The sequence below is a fragment of the Pelomonas nitida genome (assembly GCF_043555975.1).
Lineage (GTDB): Bacteria > Pseudomonadota > Gammaproteobacteria > Burkholderiales > Burkholderiaceae_C > Pelomonas > Pelomonas nitida.
This window is the reverse complement of the sequence record NZ_JBIGIA010000012.1, coordinates 149,592-168,601: the sequence shown is the minus strand read 5'-3', so window position 1 is coordinate 168,601 and position 19,010 is coordinate 149,592. Positions and strand designations below refer to the sequence as shown.

At 68.6% G+C, this 19,010-nt stretch carries 15 protein-coding genes; 10 read left to right on the top strand and 5 right to left on the bottom strand.

The genetic code is table 11. From position 1 onward, the window contains the following. Window positions 1-4: 4 nt before the first annotated feature. The 5 genes from ACG00X_RS16470 to ACG00X_RS16450 all read left to right on the top strand — a co-directional run bounded on the left by ACG00X_RS16470 (window position 5) and on the right by ACG00X_RS16450 (window position 5,658). Window positions 5-1,258, top strand: coding sequence for a branched-chain amino acid ABC transporter substrate-binding protein (locus tag ACG00X_RS16470; RefSeq protein ID WP_394489374.1), 1,254 nt, complete (start codon window positions 5-7; stop codon window positions 1,256-1,258). 197 nt (window positions 1,259-1,455) lie between these two features. After that, window positions 1,456-2,415 (top strand): branched-chain amino acid ABC transporter permease, encoded by a 960-nt coding sequence (locus ACG00X_RS16465; RefSeq protein WP_394489443.1) that lies wholly within the window; start codon window positions 1,456-1,458, stop codon window positions 2,413-2,415. An 84-nt stretch (window positions 2,416-2,499) separates the two neighbouring features. After that, complete coding sequence (locus tag ACG00X_RS16460; RefSeq protein ID WP_394489372.1) at window positions 2,500-3,795, top strand: branched-chain amino acid ABC transporter permease; 1,296 nt, start codon at window positions 2,500-2,502, stop codon at window positions 3,793-3,795. Between the two features lie 130 nt (window positions 3,796-3,925). Next, the gene (locus ACG00X_RS16455) at window positions 3,926-4,696 is read left to right on the top strand and encodes an ABC transporter ATP-binding protein (protein ID WP_394489370.1); all 771 of its coding nucleotides are present in this window, start codon (window positions 3,926-3,928) and stop codon (window positions 4,694-4,696) included. A 254-nt stretch (window positions 4,697-4,950) separates the two neighbouring features. After that, window positions 4,951-5,658: an ABC transporter ATP-binding protein gene (locus ACG00X_RS16450; RefSeq protein WP_394489368.1), complete on the top strand. Its 708-nt coding sequence runs from the start codon at window positions 4,951-4,953 to the stop codon at window positions 5,656-5,658. Window positions 5,659-5,949: 291 nt separating this feature from the next. Here the strand turns inward: ACG00X_RS16450 and ACG00X_RS16445 are convergent, their stop codons facing one another. Beyond that, window positions 5,950-6,450 (bottom strand): diguanylate cyclase, encoded by a 501-nt coding sequence (locus ACG00X_RS16445; RefSeq protein ID WP_394489366.1) that lies wholly within the window; start codon window positions 6,448-6,450, stop codon window positions 5,950-5,952. 211 nt (window positions 6,451-6,661) lie between these two features. Between ACG00X_RS16445 and ACG00X_RS16440 the strand changes: the two genes are divergently transcribed. The 3 genes from ACG00X_RS16440 to ACG00X_RS16430 are packed head-to-tail and all read left to right on the top strand — an operon-like array spanning window position 6,662 to window position 10,343. Then, a complete protein-coding gene (locus ACG00X_RS16440; protein ID WP_394489364.1) occupies window positions 6,662-7,213 on the top strand; it encodes an ECF-type sigma factor in 552 nt (183 codons plus the stop codon). A gap of 1 nt (window position 7,214) precedes the next feature. Beyond that, window positions 7,215-9,944 carry a protein kinase domain-containing protein gene (locus ACG00X_RS16435; RefSeq protein WP_394489362.1) on the top strand — a complete coding sequence of 910 codons (2,730 nt, stop codon included), beginning with the start codon at window positions 7,215-7,217 and terminating at the stop codon, window positions 9,942-9,944. A 15-nt stretch (window positions 9,945-9,959) separates the two neighbouring features. Beyond that, window positions 9,960-10,343 (top strand): hypothetical protein, encoded by a 384-nt coding sequence (locus ACG00X_RS16430; RefSeq protein WP_394489360.1) that lies wholly within the window; start codon window positions 9,960-9,962, stop codon window positions 10,341-10,343. A gap of 380 nt (window positions 10,344-10,723) precedes the next feature. Here the strand turns inward: ACG00X_RS16430 and ACG00X_RS16425 are convergent, their stop codons facing one another. Beyond that, window positions 10,724-11,248, bottom strand: coding sequence for an REP-associated tyrosine transposase (locus ACG00X_RS16425; RefSeq protein ID WP_394489358.1), 525 nt, complete (start codon window positions 11,246-11,248; stop codon window positions 10,724-10,726). 831 nt (window positions 11,249-12,079) lie between these two features. On the opposite strand from ACG00X_RS16425, the gene ACG00X_RS16420 reads away from it, so the two are divergent. Continuing rightward, complete coding sequence (locus tag ACG00X_RS16420; protein ID WP_394489356.1) at window positions 12,080-13,759, top strand: cytochrome ubiquinol oxidase subunit I; 1,680 nt, start codon at window positions 12,080-12,082, stop codon at window positions 13,757-13,759. A 116-nt stretch (window positions 13,760-13,875) separates the two neighbouring features. Here ACG00X_RS16420 and ACG00X_RS16415 read toward each other — a convergent pair whose 3' ends face one another. Together ACG00X_RS16415 and ACG00X_RS16410 are read right to left on the bottom strand one after the other, a co-directional pair. Beyond that, complete coding sequence (locus ACG00X_RS16415; RefSeq protein ID WP_394489353.1) at window positions 13,876-14,727, bottom strand: J domain-containing protein; 852 nt, start codon at window positions 14,725-14,727, stop codon at window positions 13,876-13,878. A gap of 84 nt (window positions 14,728-14,811) precedes the next feature. Next, entirely contained in the window at window positions 14,812-16,986 is a 2,175-nt protein-coding gene (locus ACG00X_RS16410) for a sodium-translocating pyrophosphatase (RefSeq protein ID WP_394489350.1), read from the bottom strand. Between the two features lie 194 nt (window positions 16,987-17,180). On the opposite strand from ACG00X_RS16410, the gene ppa reads away from it, so the two are divergent. Then, window positions 17,181-17,717 carry an inorganic diphosphatase gene (ppa, locus tag ACG00X_RS16405; protein ID WP_394489348.1) on the top strand — a complete coding sequence of 179 codons (537 nt, stop codon included), beginning with the start codon at window positions 17,181-17,183 and terminating at the stop codon, window positions 17,715-17,717. Window positions 17,718-17,766: 49 nt separating this feature from the next. Here the strand turns inward: ppa and ACG00X_RS16400 are convergent, their stop codons facing one another. Next, window positions 17,767-18,930, bottom strand: a complete 1,164-nt coding sequence (locus ACG00X_RS16400; RefSeq protein ID WP_394489345.1) for a GNAT family N-acetyltransferase — start codon at window positions 18,928-18,930, stop codon at window positions 17,767-17,769. Between the last annotated feature and the right edge of the window lie 80 nt (window positions 18,931-19,010).

Here is a 19,010-nt window from a genome sequence, read left to right as displayed (position 1 = left end):
AAGCATGTTCGATTTCACTTCGTTCCGCTTCCGCGTGCGCGCTTCGGGTGCTGCGGCCGTCCTCGCGCTGGCGGCCGGCACCGCGCACGCCCAGAAGGGCGAGACGGTCAAGCTGGCCTACATCGACGCGCTGTCGGGCCTGATGGGCCCCGTGGGCCAGAACCAGGTCAAGACCTTCCAGTTCCTCGGCGAGAAGTTCAACAAGAGCAACCCGGCCGGCGTGAAGTTCGAGCTCGTCACCTTCGACAACAAGCTCAGCCCCGCCGAGACGCTGAACCTGCTGAAGGCCGCGGCCGACCAGGGCATCCGCTACGTCATGCAGGGCAACGGCTCCAGCGTGGCCCTGGCGCTGACCGACGCGGTGGCCAAGCACAACGAGCGCAACCCGGGCAAGGAGATCGTCTACCTCAACTACTCGGCGGTAGACCCCGACCTCACCAACAGCAAGTGCAGCTACTGGCACTTCCGCTTCGACGCCGACACCTCGATGAAGATGGAGGCGCTGTCGTCCTTCATCAAGGACCAGCCGGACGTCAAGAAGGTCTACCTGCTCAACCAGGCCTACGCCCACGGCCAGCAGGTCGCCAAATACGCCCGGGAGACGCTGGCGCGCAAGCGGCCGGACATCCAGATCGTCGGCGAGGACTTTCATCAGCTCGCGCAGGTGCGCGACTTCGCCCCCTACGTCGCCAAGATCAAGGCCAGCGGTGCTGACAGCGTCATCACCGGCAACTGGGGCTCCGACCTGGCCCTGCTCGTCAAGGCCGCCAACGAGGCCGGCCTGACGGCCAAGTTCTTCACCTACTACACCGGCGTGACCGGCACGCCCACGGCGCTGGGGCAGGGCGGCGCGGGCCGCGTGTTCCAAGTGGCCTACAACCACTACAACATGGGTGGCGAGGCGCAGAAGAACGTCGAGGAGTACAACAAGAAGTTCAACGACGACATGTACACGCTCAGCATCCAGCACATCTACACGCTGCTGAGCCAGGCCATGGCCAACGCCAAGTCCACCGACCCGGTCAAGGTGGCGGCCGCGCTCGAAGGGCTCACCGTCAAGAGCTTCAACGGCGAGGTGACGATGCGCAAGAGCGACCACCAGCTGCAGCAGCCGCTGTTCGTCTCGGTCTGGCAGAAGGCCGATGCCAAGTACCCCTACAGCCCCGAGAAGACCGGCATGACGCTGGCGCCGGTGAAGCAGTTCGACAGCTATGTGGCGTCGACGCCGACGTCCTGCCAAATGAAGCGGCCCGGCTAAGCCGTCTTGCTGCTGCGCAAGCCGATCTTGGGCCTGCAGTGCTCGCCGTACGGGTGTACGGCTGTGCGCTTCGACCCAACCTTGGCTTGCTCGCGACGCAATCCGGCTCAGCCGGGAGCGCGGTCTTTGAAAGGGCGGTCTTGGATCAAGTCTTCATCAACCTGCTGAACGGCCTGTCGTCCGGCCTGCTGCTGTTCATGCTCAGCGCCGGGCTGACGCTGATCTTCAGCATGATGGGCGTGCTGAACTTCGCGCATGCGAGCTTCTACATGCTGGGCGCCTACATCGCCTACTCGCTGGTGGGCGTGGTGGGCTTCTGGTCGGCGCTGCTGCTGGCGCCGCTGGGCGTGGGGCTGCTGGGTGCGGGCTTCGAGCGCTTCGCATTGCGGCGCGTGCACAAGTTCGGCCATGTGCCGGAGCTGCTGATCACCTTCGGCCTGTCCTATGTCGTGCTGGAGCTGGTGCAGCTGGTGTGGGGCCGCACGGCCGTGCCGTTCACGCCGCCGCCTGCGCTTCAGGGCTCGGCGTTCACCATCGTCTCGTCGCCCGCGCAAGGCTTCTCCGTCGTGCTGGGCAGGGCGGCGCTGGCGCTGTGCGATGCAGCACAGTGCTCCACCTTTCCGCTCACGCGCGCCTTCATGATGGCCGTGGCACTGCTGATGCTGCTGGCGCTGTGGCTGCTGCTCACGCGAACGCGCGTGGGTCTGGTCATCCAGGCCTCGCTGACGCATCCGGAGATGGTCGAGGCGCTGGGCCACAACGTGCCTCGCGTGTTGATGCTGGTGTTCGGCAGCGGCTGTGCGCTCGCGGCGCTGGCCGGCGTCATCGGCGGCATCACCTTCGTCACCGAGCCCCACATGGCCGCCATCGTCGGCTCCATCATCTTCGTCGTGGTGGTGGTGGGCGGCGTCGGCTCGCTGGCCGGTGCCTTCATCGCGTCGCTGGTCATCGGCCTGCTGCAGACGCTGCCGCTGACCGTCGACGCGTCGCTGGCCTCGGCGCTGGCGTCGCTGGGCGTCACCGTCTCCCCCGACACCCCCGGCTACCCGGTGCTGCGCCTGGCGCTGAAAGACGTGGCGCAGATCCTGCCCTATCTGCTGATGGTGCTGATGCTGATCTTCCGGCCCAAGGGCTTGCTCGGGACGAGAGAAGACTGAAGTCATGGCGCCCCCACGCTCACTTCGTTCACTGCCCCCCGAGGGGGCGCTGTCCTCCCTTGGGGCGGCCCGGCGGGAGGACTGATGGCCGCGACGAAGGAATTCCACTTCAAGCCCTACAGCGTCGGGCGCTGGTTCGTCTGGGGCGCCTTCGCGCTGGTGCTGCTGGTCGCCCCGCGCCTGTGGACCAGCGGCCTCGCGCAGACGCTGCTCACGCAGATGGGCATCGGCATCATTGCCTGCCTGGCCTACAACATCCTGCTGGGGCAGGGCGGCATGCTGAGCTTCGGCCACGCCGTCTACAGCGGGCTCGGGGCCTTCCTGGCCATCCATGCGCTGAACAAGGTGGGCGCCGGCACGCTGGGCCTCCCAGTGAGCCTGGTGCCGCTGGTGGGCGGCCTGGCCGGCATGGTGGCCGCGGCGCTGCTGGGTTATGTGTCCACCAAGAAGGCCGGCACGCCGTTCGCAATGATCACGCTGGGCATCGGCGAACTCGTCTTCGCGCTGGCGCTGATGCTGCCCGAGTTCTCGGGCGGGGAGGGCGGCGTGTCCAGCAACCGCGTCGTCGGCGCGCCGGTGCTGGGCATCACGTTCGGGCCGCAGATCCAGGTCTACTACCTCGTCGCCGCCTATTGCTTCGTCTGCACGGCGGCCATGTTCGCGCTGACGCGCACGCCGCTGGGCCGCATGCTCAACGCTGTGCGCGACAACCCCGAGCGCGTCGAGTTCATCGGCTACGACACGCACTGGGTGCGCTTCCTCGCGTTCACGATCTCGGGCTTCTTCGCCGGCATCGCGGGGGGCTTGAGCGCCATCAACACCGAGATCGTCAACGGTGAGGTGCTGCACGCCACGCGCTCGGGCGCCTACCTGCTGTTCACCTTCCTGGGCGGCGCGACCTTCTTCTTCGGCCCGGTCATCGGGGCGGTGCTGATGGTGTTGTGCGGCGTGCTGTTGTCGGAACTCACGCAGGCCTGGCTGCTGTACCTGGGGCTGATCTTCCTGTTCATGGTGATGTACGCGCCGGGCGGCGTGGCCAGCCTGCTGCTGATGAACCTGCGCGTGGCCGCCTACGGCAAGCTGGGGCGCATCTGGGTGTCCTACCTCGCGCTGGGCGGCGCCGCGCTGACGGCGCTGGCCGGCGCGGCCGCCATGATCGAGATGGTCTACCACCGCCAGCTCAACGAGGCGCTGGGCCCGCAGCTGCGCTTCCTGGGCGCCACGTTGAACGCCGGCGGCGCCGACGCCTGGTTCGGCGCCGGCCTCTTGGTGGCCGTGGGTGCGGGGCTGTTCGAGCTGGCGCGCCGCCAGTACGTGCAGCAGTGGGGCGAGATCCAGGAAGAGATCGAGAAGCTCATCAAGCGGAGGGAAAGTCTGTGACCACCCCCTACGGCCTGACGGCCGCCCTCTCCGGGATGCACCACCGGTGGCCTGGCGACGCCAGTGCCACGGTGGTCACTGGGCTTGCTGTTCGTGTGGCAGCCACGCGGCGTGTTCAAGGGGGCGCTGGATGAGGCCGACGTCCTGTGCGCTCGAACTGCGCGACGTGCGCAAGCGCTTCGGCAAGAGCGAGATCATCCGCGGCGCCAACCTGGCCGTGCAGCCGGGCGAGCGCGTGGCCATCATCGGTCCCAACGGCGCGGGCAAGAGCACGCTGTTCAACCTCATCAGCGGGCGCTTTGCGCCAACGTCCGGCGAGATCCTGCTGCACGGCGGGCGCATCGACGGCCGCAAGCCCTTCGAGGTCAACCGCCTGGGTCTGTCGCGCAGTTTCCAGGTCTCCAACCTGTTCACGCGTCTGAGCGTGTTCGAGAACCTGCGCTGCGCCGTGCTGTGGAGCCTGGGCCACCGCTATGCGTTCTGGAAGTTCCTCGGCAACCTGGGCGACGCCAACGACCGCGCCGAGCAGGTGCTGAAGATGATCCGCCTCGACCGCCGCCGCGACGTACTGGCCATGAACCTCACCTACGCCGAGGCGCGCGCGCTGGAGATCGGCATCACCATCGCCGGCGGCGCCAGCGTCATCCTGCTGGACGAACCCACCGCCGGCATGAGCAAGAGCGAGACCCTGCGTTTCATCCAGCTCATCCGCGAGGTGACCGTGGGCAAGACACTACTGACCGTGGAGCACGACATGGGCGTCGTGTTCGGCCTGGCCGACAAGATCGCCGTGCTCGTCTACGGTGAGGTCATCGCCTTCGACACGCCCGACGCCGTGCGCGCCAATGCGCGCGTGCAGGAGGCCTACCTCGGGTCGGTGCTCGCCGAGGTGCATCCATGAGCGCCGAGCGCAGGGCCGCTCCCAAGCCGGCGCACGCCCCCTCGGGGGACCGCCTGGCGTACCCGCAAGGCGAGGGGCATCCATGAGCGCCGAGCGCAGGGCCGCTCCCAAGCCGGCGCACGTCCCCTCGGGGGACCGCCTGGCGTACCCGCAAGGCGAGGGGCATCTATGAGCGCCGAGCGCAGGGCCGCTCCCAAGCCGGCGCACGTCCCCTCGGGGGACCGCCTGGCGTACCCGCAAGGCGAGGGGCATCTATGACCGGCCGTCAACTCAAGCTGGACAACCTGCACGCCTTCTACGGCAAGAGCCATGTGCTGCACGGCGTGAGCTTGGCAGTCAACCCGGGCGAGATCGTCAGCCTGCTGGGCCGCAACGGCGCGGGCCGCTCCACGATGGTCAAGGCCATCATGGGGCAGGTCGACGCCACCGGCTCCGTGACGTTCGGTGATGCGGAGCTGGTGGGCCGCAAGGCCTACGAGATCGCGCACCTGGGGCTGGGCTACGTGCCCGAGAACCGCGACATCTTCCCCAGGCTCACCGTGCACCAGAACCTGATGCTGGGCGAGAAGTCCGGGGCCAGGAAGCCCCGGTGGAGCTTCGACGACATGTACCGCATGTTCCCGCGCCTCAAGGAGCGCCAGCACACCGAGGCCGGCGTGCTGTCGGGCGGCGAGCAGCAGATGCTCACGCTGTGCCGCACGCTGATGGGCGACCCCGACCTCATCATGATCGACGAGCCCACCGAGGGCCTGGCGCCCAAGATCGTCGAGCTGGTGGCCGAGTACCTGAAGGCGCTGAAGGCGCGCGGCATCGCCGTGCTGCTGGTGGAGCAGAAGCTGGCCATCGCGCTCGACATCTCCGAGCGCTGCTACGTCATGGGGCACGGCCGCATCGTCTTCGAGGGCAGCCCGGCCGAACTGCGCGCCAACGCCCACGTTCGCAAGGAGTGGCTGGAGGTTTGAGCCTAGCCCGGATATCTCGCGAAGTACGCGGGAATTGCGTGGATGCCAGGCGCCGGGGGATGCGCCGAGACGGCCGCAGCCAATGCCCGTAGGCATTGGCGAGGAGTTGAGGTGCAGCCGACAAGCCTGGCGCCGCGCAAGCCCGCGTAGGCCCGTGAAGCCAAAGTGGATATCACGTTGAACGGCGAGATCGCCGTGTTCATCGGTGTTGCAGGTCGGCGCGGGCCGGCTTCGCGAAATATCCGGGCTAGAGCTTCGCCCGTCCCCCGGGCTTGTGAGAGGGCCGACCCGTCACTCCGCCAGGCGGCGCGCCACCTCGGCCAGCTCCGCGCCGTTGCGCCCGTGCTCGGGGAACAGCGAACGGCCCACCCGCACGGTCAATTGCACGACGCGCTCGTCCATGCCGTAGCTGCCGCGCACGGCCTGCAGCAGCCGCTGCTCCACGATGTCCGACTCCAGCGAGCCCGCCGACGGCAGCAGCACCGCGAAGCTCTGCTCGCCCACGCGCAGCACTTCGTCCACGCCGCGCACGCGGTGGCGCAGCCGCTGGCTGACGGCATCGATCAGCTCGTCGCGCGCGTCGACGTCCATGCTCTCGCCGGGGCGCATCTGCAGGTCCACCGCCACCCACAGCATGGCCAGCTGCGCGTTCTGGCGGCGGCATTGCGCGAACAGGCGCGACACGCGCAGCCCCAGCGCGGCCAGTGAATCGACGCGCGGCAACGGCGCCGTGACACAACTGCGGGAGGAGGCGGGCGGTTCGTCGCTGGCGATCATCTGTGGTTGAGGCATGACGTTGTGGTGATGTGGGTCGGTACAGGGAGAACCCTTGCTGGCGGTCGGGCCGTGCGCGCCGTTGCCATCGCGCTTCACAGGGTTCTCATCGAACAGAACGGGGCGGGTGGGCAAATCCCGTCATCGCCACGGAAATATTTCGTTGCAGGTGCGATACCGCCGCGTCGGCGCCACGATTCCGACGCACGCAGCCGTTAGAGTCCGGCCGGTGAACGAGATCACGCAGCTGCTGCAGTCGGCCCGTCGGGGCGATCGCGCCGCCGCCGACCAGGTGGTGGCCCAGCTTTATGGCGACCTGCAACGCCTGGCGCGCCGCCACGTGCGGCAGGCGGGTCATCTCACGCTGCTGGACACCACCGCCCTGGTTCACGAGGCCTGGCTTCGTCTGGCCGGAGCCGATGGCGCCGACTTCCCCGACCGCCGGCACTTCCTGGCCTACGCGGCGCAGGCGATGCGCTCGGTCGTCATCGACCAGGTGCGGGCCCGCCAGGCCGAACGGCGCGGTGGCGGGCAGCAACACCTGACGCTGGACACCGCCCTGGTCGAGCAACTGCCCAGCGGCGACACCGAGCTGCTGCGCGTGCACGAGGCGCTGGACGAACTCGCGCAGCTGGAGCCGCGCCTGGCCCAGGTCGTCGAGATGCGCTACTTCGCCGGCCTGCGCGAGCAGGACATCGCCGGTGCGCTGGGCGTCACCGAGCGCACCGTGCAGCGCGACTGGCAGAAGGCGCGGCTGTTCCTGTCACTGAGCCTGGCCTGACATGGACCCGCTGGACAAACAGCGCTGGCTGTCCCTGAGCCCCCTGCTCGACGAGCTGCTGGACCTGGCCCCACCCGCCCGCGCCGCCCGCCTGGCCGAGCTGCAGGCGCAGGACGCCGACACCGCCGACCAGCTCCAGCGCCTGCTGGCCCGCGCCGACGGGCTGGAGCAGCAAGGCTTCATGAGCGAGCCCGTCATCGCCCAGTGGAACGACGCGCTGGCCGCCATGCCCGGCGACGAGCCTGGGCCGCCGCCCGACCTCGCCGGCCAGGCCATCGGCCCCTACGTGCTGGAGCGCCAGCTGGGCCAGGGCGGCATGGGCACCGTGTGGCTGGCGCGCCGGGCCGACGGCCGCTTCGAGGGCCAGGTGGCCATCAAGTTCCTGACCGCCGGAGTGCTGGGCAGTGGCGACACCGGCCGCTTCGCCCGCGAGGGCGAAATCCTCGCGCGCCTGTCCCACCCGCACATCGCCCGGCTGCTCGACGCCGGGCTGCACCACACCGGCCAGGCCAGCCAGCCCTACCTCGTGCTGGAGTATGTAGACGGCCAGCCCATCGACGCCTACTGCCGGGCGCACCAGCTCGGTGTCGAAGCCCGCGTGCGGCTGTTCCTGGGCGTGCTGGCCGCCGTGGCCCACGCCCATGCGCGGCTCATCCTGCACCGCGACCTCAAGCCCAGCAACATCCTCGTCACCGAGCAAGGCGACGTGAAGCTGCTGGACTTCGGCATCGCCAAGCTGCTCGCCGATGCGACGCAAGCCAGCCAGGGCGCCGCCGCCACCGAGCTGACGCAGCGCGCCGGCAGCGCCTTCACGCCGCATTTCGCCGCGCCCGAGCAGGTGCAGCAGACCGACGTGACCACGGCCACTGACGTCTACGCTTTAGGCGTGCTGCTCTACCTGCTGCTGGGCGGCAGCCACCCGACGGCCGACGACACGCAAAGCCAGCTCGACCGCCTGAAGGCGGTGGTGGAACTGGTGCCCAAGCGCCTGTCCGACGTGGCGGCGGCGCACGACGACGAAGCCATCGCCGGCCAGGCCCGCGAGCTGCGCGGCGACCTGGACACCATCGTCGCCAAGGCGCTGAAGAAGTCGCCGGCTGAGCGCTACCCGAATGCGCAGGCGTTTGCCGATGACCTGCAGCGCTGGTTGGCGCATGAGCCCATCAGTGCGCGGCCGGACAGCCGGCTCTATGTGTGGAGCCGCTTCGTGCGCCGCCACCGCTGGGCCGTGGCGGCAGGCTCGGCGGCGGTGCTGGCATTGGTGAGTCTCACGGCGGTGAGCGCCTTGCAGGCGCGGCGCGCTGAGGCGGCCGAGCAGCAGGCGCAAGTCCGGCGTAAGCAGGCCGAGGATGCGCTCAGCTACATGCTGGGCGAGTTCGCTGACAAGCTGCGGCCGATTGGGCGGTTGGAACTGCTGGATAACGTGGGCAGCAAGGCGCTGAGCCTTCTCGCCGAAGGCGCGGAAGCCGGCCCGATGGAGAAGCTTCAGCGCGCCAAGGCGCTGACGGTGATTGGCGAGGTGAGGGTGTCCAAGCGCGAGCTGGACTCCGCCATCGAGCCGCTGGAGGCGGCCAATGCGCTACTGCAGGGCGACCCGCCCACGCCTGACCTGCTTGCCGCATGGCGCAAGGCACAGGGGCAGGCGGCTTTCTGGCTGGGGCATGTGGCGTACACGCAGAGGCGGTTTGGGCCGGCCGGGGAGGCTTTGGGCCGCTACCGCGAAGCCAGCCAGCAATGGCTGGCCGCCGAACCGACCAACCTGGATGCCCAGGTCGAACTGGCCTATGCGGACAACAACCTTGGCATCCTGATGTTGGACCAAGGGCGATTGGCCGAAGCCGAGGATCGATTCACGCAGGCTACCGCCAAGATGGAGCGGGTACTGCAGCCTCGGTCTGAGGATGCGAGCTTGCGCGCCGAATGGGCCGCTTCGCTGAGCTGGCTCGGTTCAACGCTTATGCAGCGTGGTCGATACGCGCAGGCCGAGCAGGTGTTCCATCGTGCTCTCGAACATGCCCAGGCTCTGCTGGCGAGTCATCCGGCGGATCAAGCTTGGCAGCAGGAGTTGGGAGACAGCGCTCGCGCGCTGGCCGACGTGTTGCTACGCGATGAGAGGTTCGCCGAGGCCCAGCCTTTCGCATTGCAGTCCGTTCGAGCCTTTCGTACATTGACAGAAGTCGACCCGAAGAATCGCAAATGGGCCTTTAGTCTGATCCGTAGCGAAGTGACTTTGCTGCGCAGCCGGCCAGTGCCGCCAGCAGCCGTGACGGGTGCTCTTCTGCACCGTCTGGCAGCGTTGGAGGCTGGCCACGCTCCTTCCGCGCGTTTGCATCCGTTGCGCGCCGAATTGGTGGGCTTGCATGCACGTGCGTTGCGCAAGTCGGGAGATCAGTCCACCGCGCTGGTCACCGTGGAACGGCTCTTGGAGTTGTTGCGGGCTGATCGGTCCAAGACACCCAAAGACCTTGAAACCGCCAACGCCCTGCTAGAACTAGCCTTGCTGCGGGCCACGGAGTTGACCGACGACGCTGTCCAGCGACGTAAGGGTTGCGAGGCGTTGCGTGATGATCTTCAACTGAGCCCCTTGCCGGCGCTGCTGCGTGTGCATGCCGGCGTGACCCGCGTCGCCGCCCGTACGCATCTGTGCCTGCAGCAGCCGATTGAGGCCCAGGACCTGCAGCAATGGCTTGACGCTCAATCCCGGCTGCGCCCCGTTTCCCCCACCCTCTGAAACCGGAGATCCTTCATGTCAGAACCCACCAATATCTTCTACGTCCAGGCCGAGCCGGACCCCCTGGACCCGCAGCGGGCACGCTGCACTTTCTTCACCGACTACGCCTGCACGGATCCGGTCAAGTCGCCGATGTCCATCCCGGTGACGGCGGGTGAAGCCATCTTCGTGCAAGTGGCCACGCCCAACCATTGGCTGCTCGTGGGAGCCGTGGCGGACCGCTGCGACACCTCGGTCATCGACCCCAGCTTTCTGCCCTCAACCTTCAACCAGGTGGCGGTAGCCATGCCCGTGAATCGGGTCATTTCCCAGGGTGTTTTGTTGATCTTCTCCAGTCAGGGTGAGGTGACGCAGCTCTATTCCAGCAGCGACCCTGTTATCAGGAACGATGGCGTTTGAGTGACCTTACCCCTGAATTCCGTATCCCATAGCTGGACTACGAGTTGACTTGCCGGCGTTGGCCGGCGAGCCAGCCCGGTAGGTTAATGGGATGGACGTCCCCACCTTGAACGGCATCGAAGTGCCAAAGTGGAAGGGCAATGTTCAACCACTGAGTGGAAGGGGCGTCCGAGATGGAGATTACGACGATCGGCCTGGATTTGGCCAAGCCCGGTAGGTTGGGGTGAGCCTGCGAACCCCAACGTTTGACGGCTGCGGTTTGTCGGGGCGAACTCCGCGAACCCCAACGTTTGACCGTTCCGGTTCGTTGGGGTTCACTGCGTTCACCCCAACCTACCCATGACGCCATGCGCTGCCGCCGCGCCGACACGCCCAACGCCTCACTCGCCTGCTTCGATCTCCACGCACTCGACGTCAGCCCACGCGGCGTCGAGCACGCCGTTTCGGATGAAGCTGTGAATGCTGGAGTGCGGCCAGTCGGCTGCCCGGGCCACCCAGCCATGCTTCACCGGGTTGAAGTGGATGTAATTCACGTGCCGCTCGAAGTCAGCGTCGTCGCGGATCAGGTGCTCCCAGTAGCGACGCTGCCACAGCCCTCGCTCGCCCTTGGCGGCCCGGCTGGCGCTCACGCGCTCGCCGGACGGGATTCGCCGCGAGAAACCTTGCTTGATGAGCATGATGCGCGTGGCGAAGTCGGCGTCTTCGCGCGGCAGCGTCATCAGCAGATGCAGATGGTCGGGCAGCACGCAGATCGCGTCCAAGCCAAACGGGCGCGACCGGCGAACGGTGCGGATGCTGTCTCGCAGTGCGTCGATGTGATCCGTCAGCACGCGACCCCGGCGGTCAGCCGCGTTCAACGTTAAGAAGTAGGTGGCGCCGGGCGTGTCGGCGCGGCGGTAGCGCATGGCGTCATGGGTAGGTTGGGGTGAACGCAGTGAACCCCAACGAACCCGGATGGTCAAACGTTGGGGTTCGCAGGCTCACCCCAACCTACGACAGGCACGATGCGCTACCTCTTTCTTCACATTGAACGCGGTTGATTGCGGCCCGGTCGGTTGGGGAGAGACCGCGAACCCCGCCGTTCGGCCGTCCGGGTTCGTCGGCTTCACTGCGTCCGCGCAGCCCACCGCCTGCCCGATCCCATCGCCGCACGCCGAGACGGCTTGTGCACCGTTTTCGACCCGCTTTCGTGGCCGCCGCGTGAGCGGCGAACAGGCGTAGCCATGGCGCCTGCTGAGGCTGCGGACTTGTTCACGCATGAAGGGCTCATGGGTCCTGGCTTCGTGAGGTAAGTCCTGCCCCGCGCGCGCGGTCGTATGCCGCTGTGTCGACGTGTAAGCAGTTGCTTCGTTGCGCTCAAAGGCGCCGCTATGTTCCAGCGGGCCGACAACGCCAACTCCTTGTCGATTTCGCCGTTGCGATCGATGGCGACGGCGTTCGCGCTGAAGTGAGCGGTTCCAGAATTCAGCGCGTCGAGGGCATCAAGCCCGAAGACGCTCCGGTGGCTTCTCGCTCCCGTGAGTCGTGTGTCAACGGCATCCCACCTGCCCATCCGGTGCGCTTTCACAAGGAGTGCATGGCAAGGTTTCGTGCACATCGGCTGCGGGGCGTTCTGCCAGTTCCGTGACCTCGCGGCGGCGATGCAAGGGCTTGAGCCCTGGCATGGCAGGCGCAGCGCAGGCGCTGACTGGGCAGGGCGTGCCGGCTCGGTTCGCAAGCAAATCTGGAGGTTGTTTATGACAGATGCAGCCGGCACCGTGGACATGACGCGAGCGCTGTTCGCGTTTTCAACAGAGTTCCACTACCTTTTCGTTCCGCTGACCATCGGGCTGATGGCGGTGATCGCCTCGCTGGAGGCCGTGGCGCTCTACACGCGCAAGGCCGTGTGGGCGGAGGCGGCCCTGTTCTGGGGGCGCTTTTTTCTCGTCAACTTCGTGTGCGGTGTGCTCACGGGCTGGCCGCTGCGCCACCACTTGCAGGCGCAGTGGGGCCACTACACCGAGGCGGCCGGCGAGGTGCTGACCTACATCTTCTCGCTGGAGGGGCGGCTGGCGCCGGTGCTGTTCGGCCTGGTGCTGATCTTTGCGTTGCGGCGGCGGCTGCCGCTGCGCTGGCGGCTGGGCGTGTCGGCGGCGCTGGCGGCGGCGTTGATCGCGCAGTCGGTGGCCATCCTGGCGCTGAACGCCTGGATGCAGAACCCCGACGGCATCGTCTGGGCCGAAGGCCGGTGGCATCTGCCCGACCCGTCGGTGCTGTTTGCCAACCCGCTGCTGCCGTCCAAGCTGCTGCACACGCTGGCGGCGGCCTATGTGCTGGGCGGCATGTTCGTGACCGGGCTGAGTGCCTGGCTGCTGTTGCGCGCACGCCGCGTCGAGGTGGCGCAGTCGTCGATCCGCGTGAGCGCCTTCTTCACGCTGGTTGCGCTGTTGACCACCGCGCTGGCCGGGCACCGCAGCGGCGAGCAGCTGGTGCACCACCAGCCGGCGAAGTTTGCGGCCATCGAGGGGCTCTGGCGCCCGAGCGCAGGCCGCGAGGCGCTGACCGTCTTTGCGCTGCCGGACGCGGCCAGCCGCAGCAACCGGTTCGCGCTGGAGATCCCCGGTGCGCTGGCGTGGATTGCGGGCAGCGATCAGCCGCTGCCGAATCTGCAGGACATCGAGCGGCAGACGCGCGACTCGCTGAGCCGCGCGTTGGCGTTGCGCGCTGTAGAGCGCGAGCCGGCGCGCAGCTTGACGCTGGCGAGCTATCAGGCCAGCCACGGCGTGCTGAGCTTGCTGGACACGGCGCAGGCCCCGTCAGACGCCGCGCTGGACGCCGCCGCACGGCGCGCGCTGCCGCCGGTGGCGGCGGTGTTCTGGGGCTTTCGGGTGATGGTGGGCGCCTGGGTGGTGTTGATGGTCGTGGTGGGCGTGCTGAGCTGGTGCGGCGCTCGCCCGGATCAGCGGCGGGGCCGGGTGCTGTTGTGGGCCTGCCTGTGCGCGCTGCCGTTTGCCTGGATCGCCAACATGGCCGGGTGGATGGTCTGCGAGATGGGGCGGCAGCCCTGGACGATCACCGGTGTGCTGAGCACGCTGCGCAGCCACAGTGTGGCGGCCGGCGGCGTTCCGGTGTGGGTGCTGCTGGGCTGGGGTGCGGCCTATGCCTGCGTGGCGGTTGCCAATGTGACGCTGTCGCTGCGCTGGCTCAGGCCCGCGCCGGTGGCCGCGACCGTGGCGGCCCAACCGGTGGTGGTGCAGCCGGCGGTGGTGCGGCTGAGCGGCCGCGAGAAGCGCCGGCTGGTGGCGGCCGCCTGCCGGCCGGGCGCGTCGGTGGAGCAGATCGCGCGGGCGCACCGCATCAGCGTGCGCCGGCTGCAGCGCTGGATTCGCACGCTGGAGGTGGCGGGCAAGCTGCCGGGGCCGCAGGAGTGCTATTGACCCTGGGAGGCTGACGAGCGCTGTGGACAGGGGGCGCTGCTGGGCCGGGCGGGCCGGCGTCGGTTCAACGGGTCAGCTCAACGAGTCGGTTCAGCGCCGTTGAGCAGTCGCGGGGCTCAGCCCAGCCCCAGTCCGGTGACCCGCTGGTAGCGCTTGCGCAGGAAGTCTGCCGCCAGCCGCGCATCGCCGCCCACGCGCTCGCCGATGTAGAGCTCCTGGCGGCGCTCGGCGATCTGGGCGCGCAGCCGGTTGGCCATGATGTCCAGCGGCCGCATGCCGCCGGCTTCGGCCCGCTCGATGGCGACGCGCAGCTGGTGCATCTGCAGGTTCTGCAGCATCACGGTTTGTGCCTGCACAACGCGGATGCGCCCCTGCACCATGTGCTCGCACAGGCCCAGCCAGGCGCGCACGGCGTCGGCCGGGCCGCCAATCACCTTCTCGGGCAGCTCGCCGGCCGCGAGCAGCAGGCTCTCCAGCCGGGCGCGGTCGCCGTTGGTGTAGGCCTCGTTGACGGTCATCATGCGCTGCTCGCAGACCTCGCGTTCGGGGCCGGAGGGCGCCAGGTCGGGGTGAAAGCGCATGGCCGCGCGGCGGTACAGCGTCTTGAGCGTGGGCGGCGGCAGGTCGGTCATCGGGCCCGTGGGCTCGGGCGGCAGCGGCACGGGCTCGGGCAGGGCGGGGATGTCGGGCCAGGCCTTGGCGGCGGGCGGCGCGGGCAGCGGTGCGTCCACACCCTGGCGTTTGAGCGTGTCGTACAGCAACGCCGTGGCCTGGTGCAGCTGCACTTCCAGCTCGTCGAGCTCGCGCATCAGCGGGGCTAACGCTTCCAGGTAGCGCAGGCGAAAGCCCAGCAGCTTGGCGCGCACGCCGTCGTGGTCGGCCTCCAGTGCGGCCAGGCAATGGCGGAGCTCCTGCAACTGCTCGCGCCTGCGCGTCAGTTCGTGTCTCGCGATCGCCGTGCTGGTCATGCGCGGATTTTGCCGTGGCCCAAACGAGAAAAAAGCCCGCGAACCGTGAATTCGCGGGCCTTTCGGGCTTGCCGGGCGGGCGCTTCAGGGCGCAGCCATGGACGCTGCGGCGCTGGCCGGCTCGGCCGGGGCGGTGGGGGCCGAGGCGGCGACGGCGGCCGGTGAGGCATGCACCGGCGCCAGGCTGCCGGCGGGCAGCGGCAGCAGCGGCACGATGAGCAGCGCCACGATGTTGATGATCTTGATGAGCGGGTTCACGGCCGGGCCGGCGGTGTCCTTGTAGGGGTCGCCCACGGTGTCGCCGGTGACGGCGGCCTTGTGCGCGTCGCCGCCTTTCTTGTGCAGCACGCCGGCCGCATCGGTGAAGCCTTCCTCGATGAGCTTCTTGGCGTTGTCCCACGCGCCGCCGCCGGTGCACATGCTGATGCCGACGAACAGGCCGGTGACGATGGTGCCCATCAGAAGGCCGCCCAAAGCGGCCGGGCCCAGCACCAGGCCCACGAGGATGGGCGCGGCTACCGGCAGCAGCGACGGCACGATCATTTCCTTGATGGCGGCGGTGGTGAGCATGTCGACGGCCGCGCCGTACTCGGGCTTGCGCCGGCCGGCCATGATGGCGCCGTCGGCGAACTGCTTGCGCACCTCCACCACCACCGCACCGGCCGCGCGGCCCACGGCTTCCATCGCCATGGCACCGAACAGGTAGGGAATGAGCCCGCCGATGAAGAGGCCCAGGATGACTTTGTGGTCGCTCAGGTCGAAGCTGGCGGCCATGCCGCGCGCGGTCAGCGCGTGCGTGTAGTCGGCAAACAGCACCAGCGCGGCCAGCCCGGCCGAGCCGATGGCGTAGCCCTTGGTGACGGCCTTGGTGGTGTTGCCCACGGCGTCCAGCGGGTCGGTGATGTCGCGCACGCTGTCGGGCAGCTCGGCCATCTCGGCGATGCCGCCGGCGTTGTCGGTGATGGGGCCGTAGGCGTCCAGCGCGACGACGATGCCCGCCATGCTCAGCATGCTGGTGGCCGCCACGGCGATGCCGTACAGGCCCGCCAGCGCATAGGCCGCGTAGATGGCGGCGCAGACGAACAGCACCGGCCACGCGGTGGACTTCATCGACACGCCCAGGCCCGCGATGACGTTGGTGCCGTGGCCGGTGGTGGAGGCCTGCGCGACATGTTGCACCGGCGGGTATTGCGTGCCGGTGTAGTACTCGGTGATCCAGACCATGGCAGCGGTCAGCACCAGGCCCACGGCGCAGGCGCCGAACAGCGCCATCGCCGTGGTGCTGCCGCCGCTGCTCAGCGCGATGTCGCCGGGGAACATCGCGCGGGTCACGAAGAAGAACGCGACCAGGCTCAGCACGCCGGCCACGATGAGGCCCTTGTAGAGCGCCGGCATCACGTTCTTCATGCCCTCGCTGGCCTTGACGAAGTAGCAGCCGATGATGGACGCGATGATGGACACGCCACCGAGTGCCAACGGGTAGACGACGCCGGCCAGCGCGCTGCTGCCGGTGATCATGAGCGCACCCAGCGCCATCGCGGCGATGAGCGTGACGGCGTAGGTCTCGAACAGGTCGGCGGCCATGCCGGCGCAGTCGCCGACGTTGTCGCCCACGTTGTCGGCGATGACGGCCGGGTTGCGCGGGTCGTCCTCGGGGATGCCGGCCTCGACCTTGCCGACGAGGTCCGCACCCACGTCGGCGCCCTTCGTGAAGATGCCGCCGCCGAGCCGCGCGAAGATCGAGATCAGCGACGAGCCGAAGGCCAGGCCCAGCATGGGCTTGAGTGCCGTGCTGTCATGCCCGCCGCCGATGGCGAGGTAAAAGCAGCCCACGCCCAGCAGGCCCAGGCCCACGACGAGCATGCCGGTGATGGCGCCACCCTTGAAGGCCACGTCCAGCGCGGGGCCGATGCCCTTGGTGGCGGCCTGCGCGGTGCGCACGTTGGCGCGCACCGAGATGTTCATGCCGATGAAGCCGCAGATGCCCGACAGCGCCGCGCCGACGACGAAGCCGGCGGCCGTGGTGAGCCCCAGGCCCGACACCGCGATGGCGATGGCCAGCACGACGCCCACGAGCGCGATGGTGCGGTACTGCCGCCCCAGGTAGGCCGCGGCCCCTTGCTGGATCGCCGTGGCGATCTCCTGCATGCGGGCGTTGCCCGCGTCCTGGCTCAGGATCCAGCTGCGCTGGATGAACCCGTAAAGCACGGCCGCGAGGCCGCAGGCCAGCGCGAAATACAGCGCCATCTCCGTCGACATAGGCAAGTCTCCTGTGGTGCGTGTGATTTTTTCGGCCACTGCGGGCTGCGAGTGGCCTGCGCGGCGGAGCTTAAGGCCGGGTCTTGCCTGCCGGGGGAGCGTTTACCCATGGAAGGCCCCGGCCCCAGCCGGGCGGGGCCGCGGCCGGCGGGCTCTTTAGAATGCGGGTTTTCCTTGACCCCCAAAAGACGACCATGAGCCTGCACAACGTGACCCCCGGCGCCAAGGCGCCCGACGAGTTCAACGTCATCATCGAAATCCCGATGAATGCCGACCCGATCAAGTACGAGGTGGACAAGGAGAGCGGCGCGCTGTTCGTCGACCGGTTCCTGACCACGCCGATGTACTACCCGTGCAACTACGGCTACATCCCCAAGACGCTGGCCGACGACGGTGACCCGGTGGACGTGCTGGTCATCACCCCGTTCGCGCTGTCGCCCGGCGTCGTCGTGACCTGCCGCCCGCTGGGCGTGCTGATGATGGACGACGAGGCGGGTGGCGATGCCAAGCTGCTGGCCGTGCCCACCAACAAGATCCTGCCCATGTACAGCCACTGGGAAAAGATCGAGGACGTGAACCCGATGCGCCTGTCGGCCATCCAGCACTTCTTCGAGCACTACAAGGACCTGGAGAAGGGCAAGTGGGTCAAGGTCAAGGGCTGGGAAGGCCCGGACGCGGCCAAGAAGGAAATCACCGACGGCCTGGCCAACTACGCCAAGGCTGAGAAGTAAGCCCACCCGCTACCGGCTGCGCCGGCCCTCGCCGGGCTGGCGGAGTAGCTCATGAAGACGCCGCGCTTGCGGCGTCTTTTGCTTTGTAGGGTGCGTGTTCGTTCAGCTCACCGAGGTAGCCCGCCATGGCGTCGCCTTCGCGGGCGAGGAATTCGTTGACGGCCTCGGCGAATGCCGGGTGGGCCAGCCAGTGGCTGGAGGCCGTGGGCGTGGGCATGAGGCCGCGCGCCATCTTGTGCTCGCCCTGCGCGCCCCCCTCGAAGCGCTGGTAGCCGTGCTCGATGCACCAGGCCAGCGGCTGGTAGTAGCAGGCATCGAAGTGCAGGTTGGGGATGTGCTCCACCGCGCCCCAGTAGCGGCCGAAGGCCGCGCGCCGTGCCGGGTCCAGCGCGATCAGTGAGGCGGCGATGCGCTCGCCGCCCTGCAGCGCGGTGAACATGGCCCAGTGCTCGGGCATGTCGGCCGCCATGCGGGCGAAGAAGTCGCGGCTGAGGTAGGGCGTGCTGTGGTGCTCCCGGTAGGTCTGCTGGTAGCAGCGGTGGAAGAAGTCCCAGTCGTCGGTGGTGATCGCCGCGCCCTCGCGGGCCTCGAACTGGACGCCTGCCTCGCGCACGCGGCGTTGCTCCTGCTGGATCTTCTTGCGCTTGTCACGCTGCAGCCGCGCGAGAAAGGCCGGGAAGTCGGCGTCGCCGTCGGCGGTCCAGTGGAACTGCACGCCGTGGCGCGCCATGCAGCCGGCCTGCGCGAGCGCGGCCTGGTCTTGCGCGTCGCCGAACAGCACGTGCAGCGAGGAGGCGCTGCTGTCCTTCGCCAGCGCGCGCAGCGCCTGGGCGAGCAGCGCACGGGCCGCGTCGTCCACCGCCAGCAGCCGGCTGCCCGGCACCGGCGTGAAGGGCACGGCCACCAGCAGCTTGGGGTAGTAGGCCAGGCCGTGGCGGCGGTAGGCGTCGGCCCAGGCCCAGTCGAACACGTATTCCCCGTAGCTGTGGCCCTTGAGGTAGGCCGGGCAGGCGGCCAGCAGCCGGTCTTCGTCCCAGAGGCTCAGGAACATGGGCTGCCAGCCGGTCTCGGCCGTGGCGGAGCCGGAGTCGTGCAGGGCCTGCAGGTATTCATGCCGCATGAACGGCGTGGGCCGGGGCGACGCGGCCAGCAGGCGGTTCCAGGCGTCGCGCGGCAGCGCGGCGGGCGAGTCGGCGACACGGAGGGTGGGCATGGCGCTGTATTGGAAGGGCAGTTGCCATTCACGCCAAAACGCGAGGGCTTCTCGACCCTGCGGCCGGGGCCGGCTTGATG